Origin of the sequence: Leisingera sp. ANG1 (assembly GCF_000203975.2) — a bacterium.
Lineage (GTDB): Bacteria > Pseudomonadota > Alphaproteobacteria > Rhodobacterales > Rhodobacteraceae > Leisingera.
In genome coordinates this window covers 357,357-380,137 of record NZ_AFCF02000009.1, presented here as the reverse complement: position 1 = coordinate 380,137, position 22,781 = coordinate 357,357, and the positions used below count along the sequence as shown (strand labels likewise).

The 22,781-nt window shown below is 63.7% G+C and carries 25 protein-coding genes; 11 read left to right on the top strand and 14 right to left on the bottom strand.

All coding sequences use genetic code 11. The features are described from left to right. Positions 1-11: 11 nt before the first annotated feature. Both GC1_RS18075 and GC1_RS18070 read right to left on the bottom strand, forming a co-directional pair. Positions 12-2,537 (bottom strand): ABC transporter permease, encoded by a 2,526-nt coding sequence (locus GC1_RS18075; RefSeq protein WP_019297741.1) that lies wholly within the window; start codon positions 2,535-2,537, stop codon positions 12-14. Then, on the bottom strand, positions 2,534-3,241 hold the full coding sequence (locus tag GC1_RS18070; RefSeq protein WP_039137926.1) for an ABC transporter ATP-binding protein: 708 nt from the start codon (positions 3,239-3,241) through the stop codon (positions 2,534-2,536). Before GC1_RS18070 ends, GC1_RS18075 begins: the two co-directional genes overlap by 4 nt. Positions 3,242-3,289: 48 nt before the next feature. Between GC1_RS18070 and GC1_RS18065 the strand changes: the two genes are divergently transcribed. Continuing rightward, positions 3,290-3,931, top strand: coding sequence for an arylesterase (locus GC1_RS18065; RefSeq protein WP_029204857.1), 642 nt, complete (start codon positions 3,290-3,292; stop codon positions 3,929-3,931). A 52-nt stretch (positions 3,932-3,983) separates the two neighbouring features. Here the strand turns inward: GC1_RS18065 and GC1_RS18060 are convergent, their stop codons facing one another. Further along, positions 3,984-4,193, bottom strand: a complete 210-nt coding sequence (locus tag GC1_RS18060; protein WP_008557431.1) for a cold-shock protein — start codon at positions 4,191-4,193, stop codon at positions 3,984-3,986. Between the two features lie 230 nt (positions 4,194-4,423). Beyond that, entirely contained in the window at positions 4,424-4,996 is a 573-nt protein-coding gene (locus GC1_RS18055; protein ID WP_019296711.1) for a L,D-transpeptidase, read from the bottom strand. 164 nt (positions 4,997-5,160) lie between these two features. On the opposite strand from GC1_RS18055, the gene GC1_RS18050 reads away from it, so the two are divergent. Beyond that, positions 5,161-5,586 carry a thioredoxin domain-containing protein gene (locus GC1_RS18050; protein WP_019296710.1) on the top strand — a complete coding sequence of 142 codons (426 nt, stop codon included), beginning with the start codon at positions 5,161-5,163 and terminating at the stop codon, positions 5,584-5,586. Positions 5,587-5,634: 48 nt separating this feature from the next. Here the strand turns inward: GC1_RS18050 and GC1_RS18045 are convergent, their stop codons facing one another. From GC1_RS18045 to GC1_RS18025, 6 genes are all read right to left on the bottom strand, one after another. Beyond that, the gene (locus GC1_RS18045) at positions 5,635-5,877 is read right to left on the bottom strand and encodes a hypothetical protein (RefSeq protein WP_019296709.1); all 243 of its coding nucleotides are present in this window, start codon (positions 5,875-5,877) and stop codon (positions 5,635-5,637) included. Between the two features lie 156 nt (positions 5,878-6,033). Next, entirely contained in the window at positions 6,034-6,252 is a 219-nt protein-coding gene (locus GC1_RS18040) for a hypothetical protein (RefSeq protein ID WP_019296708.1), read from the bottom strand. A 136-nt stretch (positions 6,253-6,388) separates the two neighbouring features. Beyond that, positions 6,389-6,763: an eCIS core domain-containing protein gene (locus GC1_RS18035; RefSeq protein ID WP_019296707.1), complete on the bottom strand. Its 375-nt coding sequence runs from the start codon at positions 6,761-6,763 to the stop codon at positions 6,389-6,391. A 273-nt stretch (positions 6,764-7,036) separates the two neighbouring features. Then, the gene (locus GC1_RS22535) at positions 7,037-7,528 is read right to left on the bottom strand and encodes a hypothetical protein (protein WP_193748119.1); all 492 of its coding nucleotides are present in this window, start codon (positions 7,526-7,528) and stop codon (positions 7,037-7,039) included. Between the two features lie 370 nt (positions 7,529-7,898). Continuing rightward, complete coding sequence (ettA, locus tag GC1_RS18030; RefSeq protein WP_019296706.1) at positions 7,899-9,554, bottom strand: energy-dependent translational throttle protein EttA; 1,656 nt, start codon at positions 9,552-9,554, stop codon at positions 7,899-7,901. A gap of 219 nt (positions 9,555-9,773) precedes the next feature. Continuing rightward, positions 9,774-10,307, bottom strand: a complete 534-nt coding sequence (locus GC1_RS18025) for a DUF2059 domain-containing protein (RefSeq protein WP_162183421.1) — start codon at positions 10,305-10,307, stop codon at positions 9,774-9,776. 227 nt (positions 10,308-10,534) lie between these two features. Between GC1_RS18025 and GC1_RS18020 the strand changes: the two genes are divergently transcribed. The 3 genes from GC1_RS18020 to GC1_RS18010 all read left to right on the top strand — a co-directional run bounded on the left by GC1_RS18020 (position 10,535) and on the right by GC1_RS18010 (position 12,280). After that, positions 10,535-10,873 (top strand): hypothetical protein, encoded by a 339-nt coding sequence (locus GC1_RS18020; RefSeq protein ID WP_019296704.1) that lies wholly within the window; start codon positions 10,535-10,537, stop codon positions 10,871-10,873. Positions 10,874-10,928: 55 nt separating this feature from the next. Then, positions 10,929-11,459: a YcnI family copper-binding membrane protein gene (locus GC1_RS18015; RefSeq protein WP_029204856.1), complete on the top strand. Its 531-nt coding sequence runs from the start codon at positions 10,929-10,931 to the stop codon at positions 11,457-11,459. A 206-nt stretch (positions 11,460-11,665) separates the two neighbouring features. After that, complete coding sequence (locus GC1_RS18010) at positions 11,666-12,280, top strand: nicotinate-nucleotide adenylyltransferase (protein ID WP_036762151.1); 615 nt, start codon at positions 11,666-11,668, stop codon at positions 12,278-12,280. Here GC1_RS18010 and GC1_RS18005 read toward each other — a convergent pair. Then, positions 12,260-13,066, bottom strand: coding sequence for a DMT family transporter (locus GC1_RS18005; protein WP_193386826.1), 807 nt, complete (start codon positions 13,064-13,066; stop codon positions 12,260-12,262). The two genes, GC1_RS18010 and GC1_RS18005, sit on opposite strands and share 21 nt — an antisense overlap. A 132-nt stretch (positions 13,067-13,198) precedes the next feature. Between GC1_RS18005 and dacB the strand changes: the two genes are divergently transcribed. Further along, positions 13,199-14,686 (top strand): D-alanyl-D-alanine carboxypeptidase/D-alanyl-D-alanine endopeptidase, encoded by a 1,488-nt coding sequence (gene dacB, locus GC1_RS18000; protein ID WP_029204854.1) that lies wholly within the window; start codon positions 13,199-13,201, stop codon positions 14,684-14,686. A gap of 109 nt (positions 14,687-14,795) precedes the next feature. Further along, a complete protein-coding gene (locus tag GC1_RS17995) occupies positions 14,796-15,515 on the top strand; it encodes a GNAT family N-acetyltransferase (RefSeq protein WP_019296699.1) in 720 nt (239 codons plus the stop codon). Here GC1_RS17995 and GC1_RS17990 read toward each other — a convergent pair. Next, positions 15,512-15,886 carry a winged helix-turn-helix transcriptional regulator gene (locus GC1_RS17990; RefSeq protein ID WP_019296698.1) on the bottom strand — a complete coding sequence of 125 codons (375 nt, stop codon included), beginning with the start codon at positions 15,884-15,886 and terminating at the stop codon, positions 15,512-15,514. The genes GC1_RS17995 and GC1_RS17990 overlap by 4 nt on opposite strands. A gap of 117 nt (positions 15,887-16,003) precedes the next feature. On the opposite strand from GC1_RS17990, the gene GC1_RS17985 reads away from it, so the two are divergent. Then, on the top strand, positions 16,004-16,915 hold the full coding sequence (locus GC1_RS17985; protein WP_019296697.1) for a PLP-dependent cysteine synthase family protein: 912 nt from the start codon (positions 16,004-16,006) through the stop codon (positions 16,913-16,915). 54 nt (positions 16,916-16,969) lie between these two features. On the opposite strand, the gene GC1_RS17980 is transcribed toward GC1_RS17985, so the two are convergent. Then, the gene (locus GC1_RS17980; RefSeq protein WP_082020155.1) at positions 16,970-17,377 is read right to left on the bottom strand and encodes a DUF2513 domain-containing protein; all 408 of its coding nucleotides are present in this window, start codon (positions 17,375-17,377) and stop codon (positions 16,970-16,972) included. 122 nt (positions 17,378-17,499) lie between these two features. Then, positions 17,500-17,922, bottom strand: coding sequence for a tellurite resistance TerB family protein (locus tag GC1_RS17975; protein WP_029204852.1), 423 nt, complete (start codon positions 17,920-17,922; stop codon positions 17,500-17,502). 252 nt (positions 17,923-18,174) lie between these two features. On the opposite strand from GC1_RS17975, the gene GC1_RS17970 reads away from it, so the two are divergent. The 3 genes from GC1_RS17970 (at position 18,175) to GC1_RS17960 (ending at position 22,780) form a co-directional block, all read left to right on the top strand. Continuing rightward, entirely contained in the window at positions 18,175-19,818 is a 1,644-nt protein-coding gene (locus tag GC1_RS17970) for a lysine--tRNA ligase (RefSeq protein WP_019296694.1), read from the top strand. Between the two features lie 177 nt (positions 19,819-19,995). Further along, positions 19,996-20,397 carry a DUF4864 domain-containing protein gene (locus tag GC1_RS17965; RefSeq protein WP_019296693.1) on the top strand — a complete coding sequence of 134 codons (402 nt, stop codon included), beginning with the start codon at positions 19,996-19,998 and terminating at the stop codon, positions 20,395-20,397. Between the two features lie 97 nt (positions 20,398-20,494). Continuing rightward, positions 20,495-22,780, top strand: a complete 2,286-nt coding sequence (locus GC1_RS17960; RefSeq protein WP_019296692.1) for a hypothetical protein — start codon at positions 20,495-20,497, stop codon at positions 22,778-22,780. The last annotated feature ends 1 nt before the right edge of the window (position 22,781 follow it).

The following is a 22,781-nucleotide window of genomic DNA, read 5'->3' as shown; positions in this document are numbered from 1 at the left end:
AGTTCTGCTTCTTACTCGCGGGCTCGCAGGATGCGGGCCGGCTTGGCCGCAAGCGGTCGCAGCGCAAAGGCAAGCCCGGCCAGCAGCGTTGTCAGCACCCCGCCGGAAATCACCATCAGCGCATTGGGCCAGATCACCGCATAGCTGGTCTCGAACACATAGGCGTTGATCGCCCAGGCCCCGGCAATGCCCGCCGCCAGCGCAACCATGCCCGCCGCCGCGCCCAGCAGGGCAGAGCGCAGCGCAAAGCTTGCCAGGATCTGCTTGCGCGGCGCGCCCAGGGTTTTCAGCAGCGCTGCCTCATAGCGCCGCGCAGGCTCCCCCGCAGCCGCGGTGCCCAGCAGCACCAGGAACCCGGTCAGCAGCGTCGCCGCCGCGCCATACGCGGTGGCCGCCGCCAGCTGGCGCAGGATGTCTGACACCCGGTCGATGGCATCGCGCATCCGGATTGCGGTGATATTCGGCATCTCCCGCGCCAGATCGCGCAGGATCGCAGCCTCGGCCTGCTCCTCTGCATAGACGGTGGCGATGAAACTGTGCGGCGCACCGGCCAGAGCAGCCTCGTTCAGGACCATCACAAACCCCATCCCCGCGGTAGAGAAATCCACGTTGCGGAAACTGGTGATTGTGCCGGTGATGTCGCGGCCCAGGATGTTCAGCGTCAGCGTGTCCCCCAGCTTAAGGCCCAGTTCCTCCGCCTCCTCGGCGGCAAAGCTGATCTGCGGATCACCGGAATAATCCTCCGGCCACCATTTGCCCGCCGTGACCTCAGTCGCCTCCGGCTGAGCGGCGGCATAGGTGATGCCACGGTCGCCGCGCACCACCCAGTGATCGCCCGCAACCTCCGTCGCGGGCTGCCCGTTGATCCGGGTCAGCACCCCGCGCAGCATCGGCGCGTTTTCCACCCGGGTGACGGAGGGATCGTTCTCCACCCGCTCCAGGAACGCGGGCATCTGGCTGCGCTGGATATCGACAAAGAAATAGCTCGGCGCCACGTCCGGCAGGTTGCCCGCAATGGCGCGGCGCATGTTGCCGTCGATCTGGCCGATGGCAGCCAGCACCGTCAGGCCCAGCCCCAGCGCTAGAACCGCAGGCACAGCGCCATCGCGGGCACTGCCAATGGACGAGAGCGCCCACCGCAGGGCAGGGCGCCCGCGCGACGCCCCGGTACCGCGGCGGGCCATAAACCCGATCCCTAGCGCTGCAACCAGCAGAACCATCAGCGCCCCCATCAGCCCGCCTGCGGTCCACAGCGTCAGCTGCGCCGAGCCGCTGAACCACGCCGCCAGCCCCACCAGCGCCGCCAGCGCCACCCCGGTTGCCAGCAGATAGCGCGGCGCGGGCAGCCGTGTGCGGCTGGCAAAGGCATCCCGGAACAGCGAGGCCGCACGGATGCGTTCCGCCCGCGCCAGTGGCCAAAGGGCAAAGATGAAAGCGGTTAGCACTCCGTAAATCGCAGCCTCCGCCAGCGCCGAGGGATAGAGCGAAAACACCGCCGGGAACGGCAGCTGCGCCGCGATCAGCGGCCCCAGCAGGACCGGGCCAAGCCCGCCCAGTACCAGGCCGATGCCCACGCCCACCAATGTCAGCGCGCCGATCTGCAGGAAGTAGGTCAGAAAAATTGTCTGCCGCTCCGCCCCCAGCGTGCGCAAGGTTGCGATGGTTGCGGTCTTGGTCGCCAGGTAGGCGCGCACGGCAGCGGACACGCCGACGCCGCCCACTGCCAGGCCGGACAGGCCGACCAGCACCAGGAATCCGCCCAGCCGCTCGACAAAGGAAGTGATCCCCGGCGCGCCGTTCCGTGCATCGCGCCAGCGCATGCCGGTGCTTTCAAACAGTCCCTCGGCTTCGGCCTGCAGGGCATTCAGATTGCTGCCCGCGGGCAGTTCCATCCGGTACTTGGTGTCAAAAATGGTGCCGGGTTCCAGCAGGCCGGAGTCACCAAGATCCGCCGTCCGCACCATCGTGCGCGGCCCAAGTTCAAAGCCTGAGGCCGCGGCATCCGGCTCCAGCGCGATCATCGCCATCAGCCGGAAATCCTGTGTTCCAAGCCGGAAGGTATCCCCCGGCTGCAGCCCCAAACGGTCCGCCAGCACCCGGTCCATCACGCCGCCGGGCAACCCGTCCGCGCCCGTCAGCGCCTCTTCCAGCGGCATCTCAGGCGCCAGCTGCATATCGCCTTTCAGGGGATACAACCCATCCACCGCCTTCACCTGGGTCAGCCCGCGCTCCTCGCCCACTGTCGCCATGGAGCGGAACTCGGCAATCTCGGAATGGCGCCGCGCGGTGCGTTCCAGCCAGGCGCGCTCTTCTTCAGTGGCAAACCGGTAGGTGAAATTCAGCTCCGCATCGCCGCCCAGGATGGTTGCGCCCTCGCGCTCCAGCCCTGTTTCGATAGAGGCACGGATGGAGCCAATTGCGGCAATAACCCCGACCCCCAGCGCCAGGCAAGCCAGGAAGATGCGAAACCCTTTCAGGCCGCCGCGCAACTCCCGCAGGGCAAAGCGCCAGGCAAGGCGGAACGCCGCAGCATTCATTCCGCCGCCTCGCGCGATGCCGCGGCGTCATCCACCCGTCCGTCGCGCAGCCGCACCACCCGGTCGCAACGTGATGCCAGCTCCGGCGCGTGGGTGACCATCACCAGTGTCGCGCCATAGCGGTCGCGCAAACCGAACAAGAGGTCCATCACAGCGGCGCCATTGGCCTCATCCAGATTGCCGGTCGGCTCATCCGCCAAGAGGATCGCAGGCCGCGGTGCCAAGGCGCGCGCCAGCGCCACCCGCTGCTGCTCGCCGCCCGACATCTGCGCCGGGAAGTGGCCTGCCCGATGGCCAAGGCCCACGGCTTCCAATTCGGCCTGCGCGCGGGGGAAGGCATCCTTGACGCCCGCCAGCTCCAAAGGCGTCGCCACGTTTTCCAGCGCCGTCATGGTGGGGATCAGATGAAAGCTCTGGAACACCACGCCCATGTTGTTGCGCCGGAACCGGGCCAGCGCGTCCTCGTCCATCGCGGTCAGGTCCTGGCCCAGGGCATTTACAGTTCCGCCGGTCGCCTGCTCCAGCCCGCCCATCAGCATCAGCAGCGATGACTTGCCCGAACCCGACGGCCCCACCAGCCCCAGCGTCTCCCCCTGCCGCACGTCCAGCGAGATGCCGTGCAAAATCTCTACCGGGCCGGTATTGCTATTCAGGGTCAAACTCGCATCTAAAAGATGCAGAACGGGGCTGTTTTGATCGGTCATCGGGCCTGCCTGTTGGATGCACCTAACCGATATGGAGTGTTTGCCGCCATGCGCAAGACATTGGCACTGCTGAGTTTGCTGCTTTTTACCGGTGCTGCCTGGGCAGAGCCGCTGCGGATCACCGCGCTCGGCGACAGCCTGGTGCAGGGCTACGGGCTGCCGCAGGGTCAGGGGCTGGTGCCGCAATTGGAACGCTGGATGATTGAGAACGGTGCCGAGGTCACGCTGCAAAACGCAGGCGTTTCCGGCGACACCACCGCGGGCGGGGCAGAGCGCGCCGAATGGACCCTGTCAGACAACCCCGACGGGCTGATCGTGCTTCTGGGCGGCAACGACATGCTGCGCGGGCTGGACCCGCAGGAGGCGCGCGGCAATCTCGGCCAGATCCTGCAAACTGCGCAGGACAAGGGGATCGCGGTCCTGCTGATCGGCATGAAGGCGCCGCGCAACTACGGCCCGGAGTACAAGCAGGATTTCGATGCGATCTATCCAGAGCTCGCGGCAGAGTACGACGCGGTGCTGCACCCGGATGCCTTTGCCGGCATCGCCGCTGAAGCGGGCAATGATCCCGCCGCTGCACAAGGCTTCATGCAGGACGACGGCATACACCCCAACGCCCGCGGCGTTGCGTTGAATGCGGCCGCTATCGGCCCGGCTGCCCTGCAGCTGGTAGCTGCCATAGGCCATTGAAAACAGCCCCGGCCATCAGGGCTGTTTGAAACTCTCGGTGCAGATCAGAGGATCAGGAGACCAGCGCGATATCCACTGCGGATTCGCGGCCGTCGCGGCCTGCGCGCAGCTCATAGGTCACTTTCTGATTGTCCGCCAGGCCGGTCAGGCCGGAACGCTCAACTGCGGAAATATGGACAAAAATGTCCTTGCCGCCATCTTCGGGTGCAATAAAGCCGTAGCCTTTGGTGGTGTTGAACCATTTGACGGTGCCAGTGGCCATCGTCGTGTACTCCTAAGTCGTCTCAGTTCTCTGCCCGCTTATGCGGCAGTCCGGCAAGGTTTTCGGATGATCATCACCGTGCCGTAATGGGGACAGTGATGGCATCCGCGTAACATCGCCGTGACAGAATTGAGTACGAATCCCCTTTTGCGCAAGAAAAATGCGCGGTGACGCGGGGTTCCGGGGCAGATTCCGGCGGCTGAGCGCCCAATGATCCGTCAGTTGTGCGGCTATAGCACAGTCACCACCGTGCCCAGCGGCACCCGCGCGTACAGGTCCATGACATGCTCGTTCATCATCCGGATGCAGCCGTTTGACACCGAATGGCCAATGGTCTGCGGCTGGTTGGTGCCATGAATGCGGAAATAGGTGTCGATGCCGTTCTGGAACAGATACAGCGCCCGCGCCCCCAGCGGATTGTCCGGCCCGCCCGGCTGGATGTACTCGTTGTCGATGAACTTGGCATAAGCCCGCGGGTCGCGCTCGATCATCTCGTCGGTGGGGCGCCAGGTCGGCCATTCCTTCTTGCGTTCGATCACCGCCTTGCCGGTGAACTCCAGTCCCGCCTTGCCAACGCCGACGCCATACCGCATCGCCTTGCGCTTGTCGGTCACGAAATAGAGGTAGTAGGAGCGCGGCAGCACCAGGATCTGGCCGGGGGCAAAATCCTTGCGGATGCGCACCTCCTGCGGTGTGGGGTCAAAGGGCGCGGGCTCCTTCTTGCGGGCCAGCGCGGGCAGCGGCAGCAGTGCCGCCGTTGCGGCTGCGGTGCCCGTGGTCAGAATTTTCCGGCGTGAAAACATGGCCAAACCTCCGAACGTCAACTGTATCTCCCTTCATCTTCCGGCGGCGGCGGCAGGCGGTCAACGGGTTTTGGCGGATGTTATGCAAACTGTTGCACAGGATGCAGGCTGTTGCACGCGCGGGTGCCGCGGCTATACCGGGGCAAACAGCCAAAGGAGCCGTCATGGGCGCCAAGACCCTCACCTGCCTCGCCTGCGCCCAGTTGAACCGGGTGCCGGAAGAGAAACTCGGCAGCGGCCCGAAATGCGGCAGCTGCGGCGCGGCGCTGATGCCGTCCAAGCCCTTGGACGTGGATCCGGCCACGCTGCAAAAGGCGGTGCAGAACGACGACGTGCTGCTGGTGGCGGATTTCTGGGCGCCCTGGTGCGGCCCCTGCCGGATGATGGCGCCGGAATATGCCAAGGCCGCCAAGGCCCTGGCTGGCCGCGCCCGGCTGGTCAAGCTCAACACCCAGGACCACCAGTCCACCGGCGCCCGCTACCGCATCCGCGGCATCCCGGCGCTGATTGCCTTTGAGCGCGGCAAGGAAAAGAAACGCCAGGCCGGCGCGTTGCGGTCAGGCCAGATCATCAGCTGGCTGCGCGGCTGATACCGCGGGCCTTGCGGCGGCAGGTTTGCTGCAGCGGAAAGATCAGGTTCAGAACGGGTCCAGCCCCGGGCTGCAGCCAGCCTTGGGGCCGCTGCCCCTCCTGGCGCCGGCGCTGTGCTCCCCGCTGCCGCTGCGCCACAGCTGGAACGCAAGCATTCCCAGCATCAGCACAACAGCCGCAACGGGATACAGAAGCAGCACCAGCCAAACCGGCCAGCCGCCGATCATGCTGGCAGCAACGGCCAGCACCAGGCCGCCCACTGCGCCGAATAACGCGCTGATCCAGGCCATGCAGCCCTTCCCCCAATAATCCCCATCCAACAGCAAACTAGGGCGCAGCCTGCCATCAGGCAACTGCGCACATGACACTTGCACGCGATTCCTGCGGAACCGGCTATGTCAAAGGTGGTGTTGTCCGAACCTCAGTCCGGCGCCCTGCCGCCTGCCTCAGGCGGCGGCCAGATGGCCGGATGGGGGCAGCCTGCCGCCAGGCCCGCCCGCTGTGCTGCGCCAGTACATCAGGGCGGTTGCCAGCAGCGCAGTTGCAGAGCCCGCTGCCGGATAGATCACAATGCAGACCCACAGCGGCAGCCCGGCAGCGGCATAACCCGCAACCGCGGCACACAGGCCCGCAACCATACCCAGAATGACACCTGCCCAGGCCATGACGTCTCCAACAAAACCGCGCAGCGCGGACCCGAGCGCCCCGCTGCTTCTCTCCCTATCATCCGGCCAACTGTGTTGTAAAAAGGTTAAGATTGCGGCGGCAGCAGCATTCCTGTGCAAATAACCGGCCCGCGCGTCATTTCGAGGTCAGCGCCACCCCGTCCTTGGCCTTGGGCATCCGGCCCTTGCCCTGCTCCAGCACATGCGCCAGCTCATGCACCAGCAGTTGCGGGTTCTTGGCGTCGCCCGGCTTCATGAAGTAAATGTCGTTGCCATAGGTGAAGGCCTTGGCCTTCAGCTCCTTGCAGACATCCTTGGCGTTGCCGCCCACGTGCACCTGCACCTTGGCAAGCTTCGCCTTGGAGAAATGCGCCTCCAGAGCTTTGCGCACATCGCCGGGCAGCTTCTTGCCCTTGGTGCCTTCCGGCTCCGTCTTCAGCTTTTTGCGCTTGGCCTTCTTGCCACCCAGCGCCTCGACCTGTGCCTTCACGTCTTCCGGTTTCAGGGGCATGGGGGATCCTTTTCAACGCTTCAACCAATACAGGGCGCGCCGGGCGCCTGAGGTGAGGGTAGCGCAGAGCGGGGGAAAGGCGAAGCTCACGCCGGTTCCCGCAGGGGCAAACAGTCCGGGGGAGTGAGAACCGTCTTGGAAATGTTCTGGGGGATCATTTCAGGTTCGAACCGGCGGAGCCGTGAGGCGTGGACGGGCGGAGCTCATTTGGGACGTGTCCCACAGTGTTACGGCCCGCGCCTGACCTTTTCCCGGTCAGGCGCGGGCCTTGTGTTAGTCTGTTTTAGTCGGGAGTTCTGGTGGAGTGCTCCCTGTAGATCCACCCTTCAAAGCGTCTACTAGATCGATACCAAAAAATTGTGTGCCGAAGGCCAAGAGTGCCAAAAGCGCTGAGGTTACAATTGTTGATACAACACCAACTTTTAGCAGACTCCAGAATGATCCTGAGTTTTTGACTGTTTGAGCTGCTTCGATCAATTCTCCAGCAACAGCCTCTTTCGCAATGAACGGTCTTTGATCTTCTACGAAAGAGTTGGCAAATCCAATCAAAATATCCTGCGCGTCTTTTCGGTAACGTTCGCACTGGTCATCAGTGGAAATACTTGTCGCGAATCCAGCTTCTTCTGCAGGCGTAGGCTCGCGGTCCTGCTCTGCGCGAATTTTGTTTGCCCACTGTCGCTTGTGACGTTTGTAAAGGGCGTAAGCCACAAGTCCTTCTATATTTTCATTGTCTTCTCCAGCGAGAAGATTGAACATTGGGTTCAATGGAAAATTCCTAGTTTGAAATTATACTTTTTCTTTGATCAGCTTAGAAGCGGCTCTTACGCCCTTTTTGTAAGTGTCACGGCTAACAGTGACTACGTCGCGTCCCGACGCTCCGCTTTGCTTCTGTGTTATGAATTTCCCAGTCTTGGCTGAACGTTTTACCACTCGGTAAAAGGTTTGGCCTTTTTGCTTGAGCATTTTGTGTGCACCTTCAATCGGTGAGTCCTATCGTAGATAGATGTAATGCCACTGTCACTCAGAAAACCTGCGCAACAGTTGCGGGCTGTGGGGCTACCTATCCAGAGCATATAGTAAGTTATGCCGGAGTTAGAACGCGTAACTAAAATGCTACGCGTTCTAACGATATGACTTACCGCACAAACTTCTTGTGCTTCAACCGCTTGGGCTCCAGCGCGTCGGGACCCAGGCGGCGCTTCTTGTCTTCCTCGTAGTCCTCGAAGTTGCCCTCGAACCACTCCACATGGGCGTCGCCCTCGAACGCCAGGATATGCGTGCAGATCCGGTCGAGGAAGAAACGGTCGTGGGAGATCACCACCGCGCAGCCGGCGAAATCGACCAGCGCGTCTTCCAGCGCCCGCAGGGTCTCCACGTCCAGGTCATTGGTCGGTTCGTCGAGCAGCAGCACGTTGCCGCCCTCTTTCAGCAGACGCGCCATGTGCACGCGGTTGCGCTCACCGCCCGACAGCAGCGACAGTTTCTTCTGCTGGTCGCCGCCCTTGAAGTTGAAGGAGGAGCAATAGGCGCGGGAGTTTACCTGCGCGTCGCCCAGCTCGATGATCTCGGCACCGCCGGAGATCGCCTCCCACACGGTGTCGTTGTCGTTCAGGTCATCGCGCGACTGGTCGACATAGCTGAGTTTCACGGTGTCGCCGTATTCCACCGAGCCCACATCGGGCTGCTCCTGGCCGGTCAGCATCTTGAACAGGGTCGACTTACCGGCGCCGTTGGGGCCGATCACGCCGACGATGCCGCCCGGCGGCAGCGAGAAGTCGAGGCCTTCGATCAGCTGCTTGTCGCCGTAGTGCTTGGCGAGGCCATTGACCTCGATCACCTTGGAGCCGAGGCGCGGGCCGTTCGGAATGACGATCTGGGCACGGCCGACTTTCTCGCGCTCGGACTGCGACGCCATCTCGTTATAGGCAGCAATACGGGCCTTGGATTTCGCCTGGCGGGCTTTCTGGCCCTGGCGCATCCATTCCAGCTCGCGCTCCAGCGTCTTCTGCTTGGCCTTGTCCTCGCGGGCTTCCTGCTCCAGGCGCTTGGCCTTCTGCTCCAGCCAGGCGGAGTAGTTGCCCTCGTAAGGGATGCCGCGGCCGCGGTCGAGTTCCAGGATCCAGCCGGTGATGTCATCCAGGAAGTAACGGTCGTGGGTGACGCAGAGGATGGTGCCCTTGTAGTCAATGAGGTGCTGCTGCAGCCAGGCGATGGTCTCGGCGTCCAGGTGGTTGGTCGGTTCGTCGAGGAGCAGCATGTCAGGCGCTTCCAAGAGCAGCTTGCACAGCGCGACGCGGCGGCGCTCACCGCCCGACAGGTCGGCGATCTTGGCGTCATCCGGCGGGCAGCGGAGCGCCTCCATGGATACGTCGACCTGGCTGTCCAGGTCCCACAGGTTCTGGGCGTCGATCTCATCCTGCAGCTTGGCCATCTCCTCGGCGGTCTCGTCCGAGTAGTTCATCGCCAGCTCGTTGTAGCGGTCCAGGATGTCCTTCTTGGCCTGCACGCCCAGCATGACGTTTTCGCGCACGCTCAGGCTCTCATCCAGCTGCGGCTCCTGCGGCAGGTAGCCGACCTTGGCGCCTTCCGCGGCCCAGGCCTCGCCGGTGAAATCCTTGTCGAGGCCGGCCATGATCTTCATCAGCGTGGACTTACCGGCGCCGTTGACGCCGACCACACCGATCTTCACGCCGGGCAGGAAGGAGAGGTGGATGTTTTCAAAGCATTTCTTGCCACCCGGGTAGGTCTTGGAGACACCCTGCATGTGGTAGACGTACTGGTAGGAGGCCATGTGCTCGCTCCGTTAAGGGGGAAATTCGCTGGCGGGAGTGATAGCGGATGGGCGGCGGCGGGGCAATGCGGGAAGCAGGCCTGCGCGAGGGGGTGCCAAGCGTGCACCGGCTGTGCACCCTCTGTGCACCGGGGGGTGCCATTCCCGGCCCGCGCCGGGCTGGTGGCGCGGGCCGGCAATGGCTCGCTGGCTACGCAAAGCTGCCCAGCGTCAGGTCTTCTAGTTAAAAGCGTTCAGAAGCTTGTCGGTGACGGAGGGGCTGTCGATGATGATGCCTTCTTCTTCCATCCGGCGCGTAACACGCGGCATCAGCTTGGAGACAGAGGATCTGCCGACCTCCCGGCCCATGTCGGCTCCGCGGGTCATCAGCGCGGGCGTTTTTTGGATGAGAGCCTGTCCTGGCGCTGTTTGGTAAAATGCTGCGATGCCTTGAATTTCGCTCTTAGTGAAAAGGTCCAGATAGATATCCTTGGTGCGCTTCTGCATTTCTTCTGTGAAGCTCGCAACAAACTCTTCCATGATAATGTCCATGAAGGAATCCAGATCGCTGACCCGGATTCCTTTTTCTTGAAGGTCGTTGTTCATGGCACTCAGAATGAGTTGCCTTTGGGATTGCAAGGCAGCTTCGAACAGTTCAGCCGTCACCGTTTCAGTGACAATAAACTCCAGATCTTCGTTCACACCTGCCATGGCGGAACCGGTAAAGAGAGTGCTGAAAACAATGGACGCGGCAATGTTTCGAAGTTTGAGCAATGGAGGTCTCCAATAAAAAAGCGAGGCGGTATATTCCGTGTTACAGCAACACCTGAAGGCGAGGTCAACAAGCGAGCAGGCACTTTTTTGATGGGGTGAGATGCCATCGTTTGTTGCGGGCTGGTGGTGCTGAATATCTCTCCAGCACATTGATCAAGCGCAACAAATGTCCCGCGCCCGTGCCCTAGACAGGGGCCAGGAACAAGGCACCCGAAGGGCAGGTCCCCATGACGCAGTGGCACAGATACAGGACGGGGCTGGCGCTGGCGGCGGCGCTCTGTTTTGCGCTGCTGGCGGGGGTGCATGCGGCGCGGCCGGTTGCGGCGGATCCGGGGTTTGCGGCCTTTGGTTTTGCCGCCTCGGATATCTGCGGCTTTGGCGGCGGCGAAGACCGCCAAGGCTGCCCGAATTGCACCCTGGCGGCGGGGGCGGTGCTGCCCCAGGCCAAGGCACCTGTGCATTCCTGCCTATACCGCCGCACGGCAACTGCCGCGCGCGGCGGCTGGATCGCGGCACTGGGCGTTGTGTCCATTTACCAGGCCCGGGCGCCGCCAGCCTTCACATGACAGCCACCGCCGGGACCCCCGGCACGTCTGACATGTGAACAAACGGACAAGACTGATGACACTCATGAAAATCGCTTCGGCGGCGCTGCTGGCGGCTGCCTTTGGAACCGCGGCTCAGGCCCATGCCACCCTGGAACAGCAGGAGGCCGCAACCGGCAGCTTCTACAAGGGCGTGATGCGGATTGGCCACGGCTGCAGCGGCGAGGCCACCCTGAAATTGCGGATAACCATCCCAGAGGGTGTGATTTCGGTGAAGCCGATGCCCAAGGCGGGCTGGACGCTGGAGACTGTGACTGGCGATTACGCAAACAGTTACGACTACTACGGCAAGACGCTCACCTCCGGCGTCAAGGAAATCATCTGGACCGGCGAGCTGCAGGATGACTTCTACGATGAGTTCACCTTCCGCGCCAAGCTGGACGGGTCGCTGGAGCCGGAGAAGATGCTGTTCTTCCCCACTGTGCAGGAATGCGCCAGCGGCGAAAACAGCTGGAGCGAAATCCCGGCGGCAGGCCAGGACCCGCATGACCTGGCGCATCCGGCACCGGGTCTGCATCTGACCGCGCCCGCCGCGCATACCCACTGACGCGGCCCCGCCGGAACACCGGTTTGCGGAACACCGGCAGGGGCTGGCGGCTCTGGCCCCTTGGCGTTTCGCGGTGCAGCTGCCCCGTCTCATGGCGGCTGCACCATCTGCAGGGCGGACAGGTGCTGCCGTACTTCCGCTGTTCTGCACTGCCGCCCACAGGCGGCAATTGATCTCTCCCAAAAACTATGCGCATCAAGGCCTTCATGGTTTGCAAGCTGCCGCATATCCGCCCGGGCCAAAGCGTCGGGCTCTTGGGGGGGTCCTTTGACCCGCCGCACCGCGGCCATGCGGCGATTTCCCATGCGGCGCTGAAACGCTTCGGGCTCGACCACCTGTTCTGGCTGGTGTCGCCCGGCAACCCGCTGAAGACCCGCCAGCCTGCGCCCCTGCAGCGGCGGATCGCAGCGGCAGAGGCGCTGGTGCAGCATCCCCGCATCCATATCAGCGGCATCGAGGCGGACCTTGGCACCCGCTACACCGCCCAGACCCTGCGCCACCTGCGCCGCCGCCATCCCGGCGTGCGCTTTGTCTGGCTGATGGGGGCCGACAACCTGACCCATTTCCACCGCTGGAAAGACTGGCAGCAGATCCTCGACACGGTGCCGGTGGGGGTGCTGGCGCGGCCCGGCGACCGGATCTCAGCCCGGTTTTCACCCGCCGCGCGGATCTACCGCCACGCGATGCTGAAAGGCAGCGAAAGCCGCCTGCTGGCGCAGGCCGACAGCCCGGCCTGGTGTTTCGTGAACCTGCCGATGGTGGAGGCCAGCTCGACCGAAATCCGCGCCCGCGGCGGCTGGTCAGCGACGGAGGGCGGCTGAGGCCAGCCCGGCCGACAGCACCACCGTCAGCCCTGCCCAGGTCCAGGCGTCCGGCAGCTGGCTGAACACCGCCCAGCCAAGGCCGACCGCGGCGGCCAGCTGGAAATAGACCATCGGCGCCAGTTTTACCGCCTGCACCCGGCCATAGGCAAACAGCAGCAGGAGGTTGCCCAGCATCGAGAACGCCGCACTCCCCACCGTCAGCGCGGCGGTGGACGGGGTGAACTCCGGCAGGCTGGCGAGGCCCAGCGGCAGCATCAGCAGGGCCGACAGCAACAGCTGCGTCAGGCTCAGCTCCAGCGGTGTGCCGACATGCGCCAGCCAGCGCGAGCTGGTCAGGAAGCCGCCGTAGAAACAGCCCGCCAGCACCGCCCAGAGCAGATTGACGGAGCCGCCGAACCCCGGCCGCACCACCATCAGCACGCCCAGGAACCCCAGCGCCATCAGCAGGCTGCGCAGGCCGGTTGCCTGCTCGCGCAGCAGCAGCACCGACAGCACATAGCTGACCACCGGCCCGATGAAGAAGGCGGCAAAGACATTGGCCAGCGGTTCCGTCTGCAGCGCCAGCTGGATGGAGAAGATACCGCCGGTCAGCAGCCCGGCCCGCAGCCACAGCCGCCAGTCGCCCAGCAGGGAGAACGCCCGGCGCGGCACAAAGGGCAGGATCAGCGCGGTGCCGATGGCAAAGCGGGACCAGGCGACAAAGGCGGGCGTCGCCAGCCCGGCGCCGGTCAGCAGTTTCCCGCACAGGTCGCCTGCGGGGATCATTGACATGGCCGCGAACATGAGGAGTACTGCCTGAAACATGGCTGCCAGCGGTAGCAGGACTTGCCCGTGTGAAAAAGCCCGGACCTTGCGGCGCAAAGCTGCGGATCGGGGATTGAAGTAGAGCCGCTCCTGACCCTAAAAATGAACAAGATGACTTCACGCCGGACATTCCTCCTTTCCGGGCTTGCCGCATTGGCGGGCTCCTCTGCGCTGGCCAATGCGCCGGCGGTTTCCTTGCGGCCTGTTGCCCGCAAGGTGAGCTCTCTGGCCGCGGGTGCCGATGGCCTCAAGGCGCTGATCGAACGCGCGGGGCTGCGCGGCGAGGCGGTCTGTGCAGTGGCGGATGTGAAGACCGGCAAGCTGCTGGAATCCTCCGGCGGCTCTCAGGCCCTGCCGCCCGCCAGCGTCGCCAAGGCGCTGACCGCGCTTTATGCGCTGGATGTGCTGGGCGCGGACCACCGGTTTGAGACCCGCATCCTCGCCACCGGCGGCGTGTCCGGCGGCGTGGTAAAGGGCGATTTGATCCTGGCGGGCGGCGGCGACCCGCTCTTGAACACCGACCATCTGGCGCTGCTGGCAAAATCGCTGAAGACCGCCGGCGTGCGCGAGGTGCGCGGCAAGTTCCTGGTCTGGGACGGCGCGCTGCCGTCGGTCAAAACCATCGACCCGGACCAGCCCGATCATGTCGGCTATTCCCCTGCGGTGTCCGGTATCTCGCTGAACTTCAACCGGGTGCATTTCGAGTGGAAACGCGCCGCGGGCGGCAGCTGGGCGATCACCATGGACGCCCGTACTGAGAAATACCGCCCCGAGGTGGCCACTGCCCGGATGGCGATCCAGTCCCGCGCGGTGCCGGTTTATACCTATGCGGAGAAGGGCGGGGTGGACCACTGGACCGTCGCCTCCAAGGCGCTGGGCAAGGGCGGCTCCCGCTGGCTGCCGGTACGCAACCCGGCGGCTTATGCGGGGGACGTGTTCCGCACCCTGGCACGCGCCAACGGCATAAAACTCTCCAAGCCCAAGGAGACCCGCGCGCTGCCGTCTGCCACCCTGCTGGCCCAGCACCACAGCCCGCCGCTGGATGTGCTGCTGAAGGCAATGCTGAAATACTCCAACAACCTGATGGCAGAGATGATCGGCATGTCCGCCACCGCCGCCCGCGCGGGCCGCCCGGCCTCGCTCAAGGCGTCGGCTGCAGAGATGAGCCGCTGGGCCGCGGGCAAATACGGCATGTCCGGCAGCCGGCTGGTGGATCACTCCGGCCTGGGCGGGGACTCGCGGATGACACCGGCGGATCTGACCGGCGCGCTGGTGGCCGCCTACAGGGCGGGCCAGCTGAAACCGCTGCTGAAACCGTTCCAGATGCGCGACGCCAAGGGCCGCACCATCAAGGGCCACCCGATCAAGGTTGCCGCCAAGACCGGCACCCTGAACTTTGTCTCCGGCCTCGGCGGCTTCATGACCGCGGCGGACGGCACCGTGCTGGCCTTTGCCATCTTTACCGCGGATCAGAACACCCGCAACCGCCTGACGCGGGCGCAGCGCGAACGCCCCCAGGGCGGGCGCAGCTGGAACCGCCGCGCCAAGCAGCTGCAGCAGCAGCTGATCGAACGCTGGGGCGCGGTTTACGGCAGTTAGGGCCTGACTGGTCTGGGAAAGTTTTCACTTTCTGGACGTTTGCGCTGGGCCAGTTTGCGGGCAGACCGGCGGGCGGCATCTGCCTGCCCGGAGTGCAAAGGACCAGACCATGACCGAGCGTATCAATGACCACGGACAGCCCATCGGTGCTGCGCTGCCGGACTGGCAGGGCGCGCGCCTGCCCGGCCACGACGGTATGGCAGGCCGCTATTGCCGGGTGGAGCCGCTGGACGCCGCGCGCCACACAGCGGATCTGTTTGCCGCCTTCAGCCAGGACCCCAGCGGCGCGATCTGGACCTATATCCCCTGGGGGCCGTTTGGCACCGAAACCGAACTGCGCGCCTGGATCCAGGGTGCCAGCGGCGTCGACGCGCAGCCCTATTTCGCCATCGTCAACACCGCCAGCGGCCGGGCTGAAGGTGTGGCCAGCTACATGCGGATCAAGCCCGAGCATGGCGTGATTGAGGTTGGCGGCATCACCTATGCGCCCGCCTTGCAGCGCACCCCCGCCGCGACGGAGGCGATGTTCCTGATGATGGCGCGGGTGTTCAATGACCTGGGCTACCGCCGCTATGAATGGAAATGCGACGCCCTGAACGCTGCCTCCTGCCGGGCAGCGGAACGGCTGGGCTTTACTTACGAGGGGCTGTTCCGCCAGGCCGTCGTCTACAAGGGCCGCAACCGCGACACCGCCTGGTATGCGGTGCTGGACAGCGAATGGCCGCGGCTGGAGGCGGCCTATGCTGAATGGCTCGACCCTGGCAATTTCGACGCTGAGGGGCAGCAGAAACAGAGCCTAAAAAGGCTGATTGAGGCCCACAGGGGTTAATCCGCTTCCGCCACTGTCCGCCCGGTTTGCGGGTCATACAATCCGCCGCCCAGATGCGCGTGGCCCCAGCCCATGATCTGCAGCAGCAGCGCCTCCAGGCTACGGCCCTCCTCCGTCAGCGCATAGCGGTAGCGCACCGGCCGGTCCTGATAGGCCTCCCGCGCCACCAGCCCCAGCGCCATCAGCCGCTTCAGCCGCTCTGACAGCAGGTTGGCGGCGATATGCTCCTCGCTTGCCTGGAGCTCCTGAAACGTATGCTTGCCGTGCCACATCAGGTCGCGCACCACCAAGAGCGTCCACTTGTCCCCCAGCACATCCAGCGTGCGGGCAATCGAACAGCGCGAGCGGTACTTGGTCTGCGGTTGGGTCACGGCGCGTCTCCTGAGGGTATTAGCCCTCTCACACTAAGAGACTTTAAAAATGAAAGCCACTGGCACATAGTCACTTTAATTTTGAAAGTGAGTCGCGCAGCAAGGGAGACCCGCCGCATGAACGCCATCGGAAACACGCCGCTTGTTCAATTGAAGCATCTGACCACCCCGGACATGGCCGAGGTCTGGGTGAAATGGGAGGGCGCCAACCCGACCGGCAGCATGAAGGACCGGATGGCGCTGTCGATGATCGAAGGGGCGGAGCGGCGCGGCGATCTGGAACCCGGCGGCAGGGTGGTGGAATACACCGGCGGCAGCACCGGCAGCTCGCTGGCGATGGTCTGCGCCACCCGCGGCTACCAGGCGCATTTCGTCTCTTCCAATGCGTTCTCGGAGGAAAAGCTGCAGACCATGCGCGCCTATGGCGCCAAGGTGGAGATCATCCACGCCGAGGGCGGCATCCTGACCGCCGGCGTGATCGACCGCACCATCGCACGGGCCAGGGAACTGGCGGCGGAACCCGGCGTCTTCTGGACCGATCAGGTCAACAACATGGACAACAAGCGCGGCTATCACGGTATGGCGCGGGAGATCCTGTCGCAGCTGGACGGGGCGGTGGATGAATTCGTGATGGCAACCGGCGGCGGCGGCTGCATCTCCGGCAATGCCGAGGTGCTGAAGGAGGTGAACCCCGAAACCCGCATCATCGCCATCGAGCCGTACTACGTGCGCAACCTGTCGGGCGGCGACACCAGCGGCACCCATCAGCTGGAGGGGATCGGGCTGTCCTTCCAGCCCAAGATCCTGCGCCGCGACCTGATCGACGACGTGGTGCCGGTCCGGGACGAGGACGCCTTTGCCGCGGCTCGCATGCTGGCGCAGCAGGAAGGCTTGCTGGGCGGTATCACCTCCGGCGCCAATATCTGGGCGGCGCTGCAGCGGGCGCGCGAACTGGGGCCAGGCAAGCGGGTGGTCACCGTGGTGATCGACACCGGCCTGCGCTACCTGAACTCTGCTCTGTACCGGTGAAAAAAAGTACGGCCGGCGCGGGGTGAGCGCCGGCCGGGTCCCCGGAAGCACTGCTCAGGTGCCGGAAGTTTCCAGCACGCCGGCCTCACGGCGCATCATGTCCCTGGCCAGATCGCTGAGGATCTCCATGCTGAAGCCGCCCATCTGCCGGTGGAGCGCCTGGACCGCGGTCCAGATGTCCTCGCGGCGGATATTGTCCAGCAGTTCATGGCCGCTCCAGGTCAGGCCGCGCACATGCCAGTTGCCGTTCGACAGCCGGCTGAACTGCGCCAGCCCGGCGCTTTCCAAGAGGCTCAGGTGATAGGACAGCTTGCGGGCCTCGGCGTCGGGCAGGCACTCCTCCGCGGGCAGCATCATTGCTTCGGCAGAAGAGCGCGGCAGGGCGCAGAACGCCTCTCTGCCGCCCTCAATCTCAAGCAGAAGCCTGCGGATTTCACCTATGTCTCTTTGCCACCTGACCATGAACCGATTCCCAACACGCGTCGAACTAGCGCGAAATGGGAGTCGGTCAAATTTTCTGCAAGTCTGCGTTGTGCAACCCCGCCATGCGCGGGCAGCAAGGGAAGCTGCGTCAACTTCTGGCGTCAGACCATGTGCCGCGCCCGTGCGCCGCGCTCGATTGCGGCGGCGTGCAGCCGGTCGATGTTCAGCTCGTAGCGGACCTCTGCCAGGAACTCCAATTCGGTCTCGCCCAGCACCCCGTCGGCTGCCGCCACATCGCAGGACAGCGCGTAAGCCGTTTCAAACAGCCGCTCCGGCAGGTCGCCGCGGATCAGGCCGAACAGCGCCTCCAGCCCGTCCTCCTGCTCAAACAGGTCGAACACGGTGCGGGAAATGCGGGCCACCCGGTCGATGTCATAGTCGGCAAACACCGGCAGCATGTTCACTGCCGACTGGATCTTGACCAGTTCGGCGGTGCGGATGTTCTCGTCCGAGGCAGATACCGCCACCATCAGCGCCACCAGGCAGTCCTGCGGGGACATCGGGTGCGGGGTTTGCTCTGTCATGGACGAATTCCTTGTCTGGAAATATTGCGATGCAATCAGGATAGGTATGCCCGCAGCCGGGTTCAACGGCAGACCGCGCGCTGCGGCAATTTTTGCGCGGCTGCGGCCCGCAAATCCCCGCACCGGCAGGGCTGCCATTATTGACTCATGCTGCACAGGCACAATAGAGGGAAGGGCCGGATGCATGGGGCATCCGGGATGATCACGCGGCACCCCGATAGCTGACAGAACTGCCGCCGATGGAGAACACAAATGTCTGATGTGCGCGAAGAAGCTCTGAAGAGCAAAGCCTGGCCGTTTGAAGAAGCCCGCCGGGTTCTCAAACGTTATGCCAAGGGCGCGCCGGAAAAGGGCTATGTGCTGTTCGAAACCGGCTATGGCCCGTCAGGCCTGCCGCATATCGGCACCTTCGGCGAGGTCGCCCGCACCACCATGATCAAGAAGGCGTTTGAGACCATCTCGGATATCCCGGCCAAGCTGATCTGCTTTTCCGATGACCTCGATGGCATGCGCAAGGTGCCGGGCAACGTCCCCAACCAGGAGGCGCTGGCAGAGCACCTGCAAAAGCCGCTCACCTCGGTGCCGGACCCGTTCGGCACGCATGAGAGCTTTGGCCACCACAACAACGCCATGCTGCGCCGCTTCCTCGATACCTTCGGGTTCGAATATGAGTTCTATTCGGCCACCGAATTCTATGGCTCCGGCCAGTTCGACGAGATCCTGAAGCGCGCCGTCGAGAAGTACGACGACATCATGGCGATCATGCTGAAGTCCCTGCGTGAGGAGCGCCGCCAGACCTATTCGATCTTCCTGCCGATCCACCCGGACACCGGCCGCGTTCTTTACGTGCCGATGAAGAAGGTCTGCGCCGAGACCTACACCATCACTTTCGACGACGAGGACGGCAAGGAATGGACCCTGCCGGTGACTGGCGGCAACGTGAAACTGCAGTGGAAGCCGGACTTCGGCGCCCGCTGGGCCGCGCTGGAAGTCGATTTCGAGATGTACGGCAAGGACCATTCCACCAACACGCCGATCTACGACGGCATCTGCCGGGTGCTGGGCCAGCGCGCGCCGGAGCATTTCACCTATGAGCTGTTCCTCGATGCCAACGGCCAGAAGATCTCCAAATCCTCCGGCAACGGCATCTCGATCGACGAATGGCTGACCTATGCCTCGACCGAAAGCCTGGCGTATTTCATGTACCAGAAGCCCAAGACCGCCAAGCGGATGCATTTCGACGTGATCCCCAAGGCGGTGGACGAATACCACCAGCAGCTGCGCGCCTACCACACACAGGACCTGAAGGCGCAGCTGAACAACCCGGTGTGGCATATCCACGGCGGCGACGTTCCGCAGTCCGACATGGTGGTGCCGTTCTCGATGCTGCTGAACCTGGCCTCCGCCTCCAGCGCCGAGGACAAGGAAACCATGTGGGGCTTCATCAACAAATACGCCCCCAACGCCACCCCGGACACCCATCCGGGCATGGATCAGGCGGCGGGCTTTGCGGTCGCCTATTTCAATGACTTCGTGAAACCCGCGAAGGAATTCCGCCTGCCCACCGATCAGGAGCGCGCAGCACTCAGCGATCTGGCAGACGCGCTGAAATCACCGGAGGCCGCACTGGCTGCGATTGCCAAGAAGAACGAGATCGCAGGCAACGACGACCCGCTGCCCGAGGCCAACTTCGCGGATGAGGAATTCCTGCAATCGGTGGTCTTTGCCATCGGCAAGATCCACGGGTTCGAACCGCTGCGCGCCTGGTTCTCGGCGATCTACGAGGTGCTGCTGGGTGCGTCCCAGGGCCCGCGTTTCGGCGGTTTCATCGCGCTTTACGGCGTCGAGGATACCATCGCCCTGATCGAAAAGGCGCTGGCAGGCGAACTGGCCTGAGCCTGCATTCAGGGACAATGAGACAGGGCGCGGTTTTCCGCGCCCTTTTCGTTTCAGCGATGCGGCGCACAGCGCGCCTGCGGCCTTCCCCTGCGCAAGAAAATTACCAAATCGCAAAAAATGTTTTGACGCTGCGTCACTCTGGTCTAACTTAAGGGAACGGACCGGGAGGGACAGATGCGCAGTGTTCTGTTTGCGGGGGTAAGTTTTTTTCTTCTGTCCTTTCCGGCAATAGCTCAGAAAGAGCCGGTCACATCGGTGATCGGCTCTCAGTTTGCGGCCTTCCTGAACAATGATGCAGAGACGGCGTTCACCTACGCCTCCCCGAATATCCGGCGGATTTTCGGCACGCCAGAGCGGTTTGGCGAGATGGTGCAGCAGGGCTATCCGATGGTCTGGCGCCCGGCTGAGGTGCGCTATCTGGATCTGCGCGAGGTGGCCGGCAGCCTGTGGCAGCGGGTGATGATCACCGATCAAAGCGGCGCCGTGCACCTCTTGGATTACCAAATGGTTAATCTGGAAAGCGGATGGAAAATCAATGCGGTACACCTGCTGAAAGGGCAGGCTGACAGCGTCTGAACCCAGGGCAGCGTACGCACCGCTTGGCGGAATTTAACGCCCTTTCTGTACTTCCTTTTCCCCGAACGCGACATGCGCAGCAGGAAAGGAAGCTTCCATGAACAAGGCAATCACCGAAGGTCTGCAGCTGATGCCCCCCGCCTTTGCGGAAGGTCTGAATGTCTGGTCCAGCGGCGACGGCACCCCCGGCTCTGACACCTATGACGGCGCCGCCAATGCGGTTTTTGTGGCGGCGGACGGCGATTTCGGCGGCTGCCTGGAAATGCAGAAGACCGAAAACACCCAGAAGCTGCGCTTCATGGGCCAGACACCTCTGGAGCCGGGCTGCTATCTGCAGATCAAAGTGAGAATCAAAGCCGTCAGCGGCGCGCTGCCCTCGGTCCGCGTGGCCGGCTGGGCGGCGCAAAGCAATGGCAGCCACATCAGCGGCGTTTCAGAAACCGCTCCGCAGGTCGCGCTCAGCACTTATGGCGAGGTGGTGGAGGTGACCGGCATCGTCGGCAGCGGCAGCCGCGGCGGCGTGGATATGCCGTGGGGCCGCAATGCGGCTTACGGGCACTTCGGCCTCGACCTCACCGGCGCCAACGGCGGCGTGGTGCGGATTGATGATATCGAGATCACCGACATCACCAGCGCCTTCCTGCGCGATATGCTGAACGTGGTGGACGTGACCGATTACGGCGCCATCGGCAACGGCAGCTTTGACTGCGCGGCTGCGTTCGAGGCCGCAGATGCCGCCGCAGACGGCCGCCGTATCCTGGTGCCTGCGGGCGAATACTACCTTGGCAGCACGGTGTCGCTGAACCACCAAGCGGTGTTCGAAGGCACGGTTGAGATGCCGGCCAGTGCCATGCTTCTGCTGACCAAGAACTACAACTTCCCGGCCTATGCCGCCGCCTTCGGGGATGAGGAGCTGGGCTTCAAGAAGGCATTTCAGGCTCTAATCAACAACTCCGACCATGAATCGCTCGACCTGATGGGCCGCAAGATCACCGTCACCGGCCCCATCGACATGGCGGCGGCGGTGCCGAACAAATCCTCCTATGCAACCCGCCGCGTCATCCGCAACGGCCAGCTGGAGGCCGCCAGCAGTTCCGCCTGGGACACGGATGTTGTGACCTCGCAGGCGACCTACAGCGCGTCGGATTCCAAGAAGCTGACCAATGTGTCCAATATCGCCAACATCGCCGTCGGATCGCTGGTTGAGGGCGCGGGTGTGGGCCGCGAGATCTATGTGAAATCCAAGAACACCGGGGCCGGCGAGCTGACCCTCAGCGGGGCGCTTTATGATGCTGAGGGGACCCAGAATTTCACCTTCCGCGACTTCAAGTACCTGGTGGATTTCAGCGGCTTCAGCTCGCTCAGCAAGTTCGGGCTGCAGGATATCGAGTTCCAGTGCAACGGCCGCTGCAGCGCCCTGCGGCTGTCGCCCGCCGGATCCGTCACCTCGATCGACAGCTGCTTCATCTCCCGCCCCAAGGACCGCGGCATCACTTCCATCGGCACCGGCTGCCAGGGCATCCTGGTCGACAACTGCCAGTTCCTGTCGGACGAGGACCCGTTGGATGTGTCGCAGCGGGTCAGTATCGGGCTCAACGTCAACAACAACGACGCCAAGCTGCGCAGCAACCGTGCCACCCGCTTCCGCCACTTCGCGATCCTGGGCGGCAGCAACAACACGGTGACCGGCAACCATTTCTTTCAGGGCGATAGCGTGCCGAACGGGGTGCGCACCGCGGGGCTGGTGCTGACCTCCAACAACTGCACCTCCACCGTGTCCGACAACTATGTCGACAACTGCTTCATCGAATGGACCAACGAACGCGACCCAACCCCGGACTACACCGGCGGCTTCTCCTTCAGCGCGCTGTCGATCAACGCCAATGTGTTCCTGTCCGGCGATGTCGCGCCCTGGTTCAGCTACATCGTGGTGAAACCCTACGGCAGCGGCAACTTCCTCAACGGCGTCTCGATCACCGGCAACAAGTTCCGTTCCACCAATGGCAGCATCGACCGGGCGGAACGGGTCGACACCAGCTTTGCCGATCTCGACTTCAGCCGGTCCAAGAACGTGGTGGTCACCGGCAACATGTACCACAATGTCACCGCTCATTCCGCCAATCCGCTGCGGGTGCTGCATGACCAGTCCTCGGCGTCCTCCTCTTGGACCGTGGATTCAGACGGGGAGCTGCCGTTCCGGGGCTATGCGCGCTTTGTCGACAGCGTGGTGGCGCAGGGGGCGCTGCGCACCAGCGGCAACAGCATCCGTTACCTCGCGCCCTATGCCGACGTGCTGCAGGGATCGAACAACGACGAAATCCGCCTGCGCTGGCAGGAGGCGGTCAAGGGCGAGGTGCAGGTGCTGATGCGGATGGACAGCTGAT

Coding starts and splice junctions, on each gene's coding strand:
- GC1_RS18075 (WP_019297741.1), bottom strand. CDS start 2,537: ATGAATGCTGCGGCGTTCCGCCTTGCCTGGCGCTTTGCCCTGCGGGAG.
- GC1_RS18070 (WP_039137926.1), bottom strand. CDS start 3,241: ATGACCGATCAAAACAGCCCCGTTCTGCATCTTTTAGATGCGAGTTTG.
- GC1_RS18065 (WP_029204857.1), top strand. CDS start 3,290: ATGCGCAAGACATTGGCACTGCTGAGTTTGCTGCTTTTTACCGGTGCT.
- GC1_RS18060 (WP_008557431.1), bottom strand. CDS start 4,193: ATGGCCACTGGCACCGTCAAATGGTTCAACACCACCAAAGGCTACGGC.
- GC1_RS18055 (WP_019296711.1), bottom strand. CDS start 4,996: ATGTTTTCACGCCGGAAAATTCTGACCACGGGCACCGCAGCCGCAACG.
- GC1_RS18050 (WP_019296710.1), top strand. CDS start 5,161: ATGGGCGCCAAGACCCTCACCTGCCTCGCCTGCGCCCAGTTGAACCGG.
- GC1_RS18045 (WP_019296709.1), bottom strand. CDS start 5,877: ATGGCCTGGATCAGCGCGTTATTCGGCGCAGTGGGCGGCCTGGTGCTG.
- GC1_RS18040 (WP_019296708.1), bottom strand. CDS start 6,252: ATGGCCTGGGCAGGTGTCATTCTGGGTATGGTTGCGGGCCTGTGTGCC.
- GC1_RS18035 (WP_019296707.1), bottom strand. CDS start 6,763: ATGCCCCTGAAACCGGAAGACGTGAAGGCACAGGTCGAGGCGCTGGGT.
- ettA (WP_019296706.1), bottom strand. CDS start 9,554: ATGGCCTCCTACCAGTACGTCTACCACATGCAGGGTGTCTCCAAGACC.
- GC1_RS18020 (WP_019296704.1), top strand. CDS start 10,535: ATGACGCAGTGGCACAGATACAGGACGGGGCTGGCGCTGGCGGCGGCG.
- GC1_RS18015 (WP_029204856.1), top strand. CDS start 10,929: ATGACACTCATGAAAATCGCTTCGGCGGCGCTGCTGGCGGCTGCCTTT.
- GC1_RS18010 (WP_036762151.1), top strand. CDS start 11,666: ATGGTTTGCAAGCTGCCGCATATCCGCCCGGGCCAAAGCGTCGGGCTC.
- GC1_RS18005 (WP_193386826.1), bottom strand. CDS start 13,066: ATGTTCGCGGCCATGTCAATGATCCCCGCAGGCGACCTGTGCGGGAAA.
- dacB (WP_029204854.1), top strand. CDS start 13,199: ATGACTTCACGCCGGACATTCCTCCTTTCCGGGCTTGCCGCATTGGCG.
- GC1_RS17995 (WP_019296699.1), top strand. CDS start 14,796: ATGACCGAGCGTATCAATGACCACGGACAGCCCATCGGTGCTGCGCTG.
- GC1_RS17985 (WP_019296697.1), top strand. CDS start 16,004: ATGAACGCCATCGGAAACACGCCGCTTGTTCAATTGAAGCATCTGACC.
- GC1_RS17980 (WP_082020155.1), bottom strand. CDS start 17,377: ATGGTCAGGTGGCAAAGAGACATAGGTGAAATCCGCAGGCTTCTGCTT.
- GC1_RS17975 (WP_029204852.1), bottom strand. CDS start 17,922: ATGACAGAGCAAACCCCGCACCCGATGTCCCCGCAGGACTGCCTGGTG.
- GC1_RS17970 (WP_019296694.1), top strand. CDS start 18,175: ATGTCTGATGTGCGCGAAGAAGCTCTGAAGAGCAAAGCCTGGCCGTTT.
- GC1_RS17965 (WP_019296693.1), top strand. CDS start 19,996: ATGCGCAGTGTTCTGTTTGCGGGGGTAAGTTTTTTTCTTCTGTCCTTT.
- GC1_RS17960 (WP_019296692.1), top strand. CDS start 20,495: ATGAACAAGGCAATCACCGAAGGTCTGCAGCTGATGCCCCCCGCCTTT.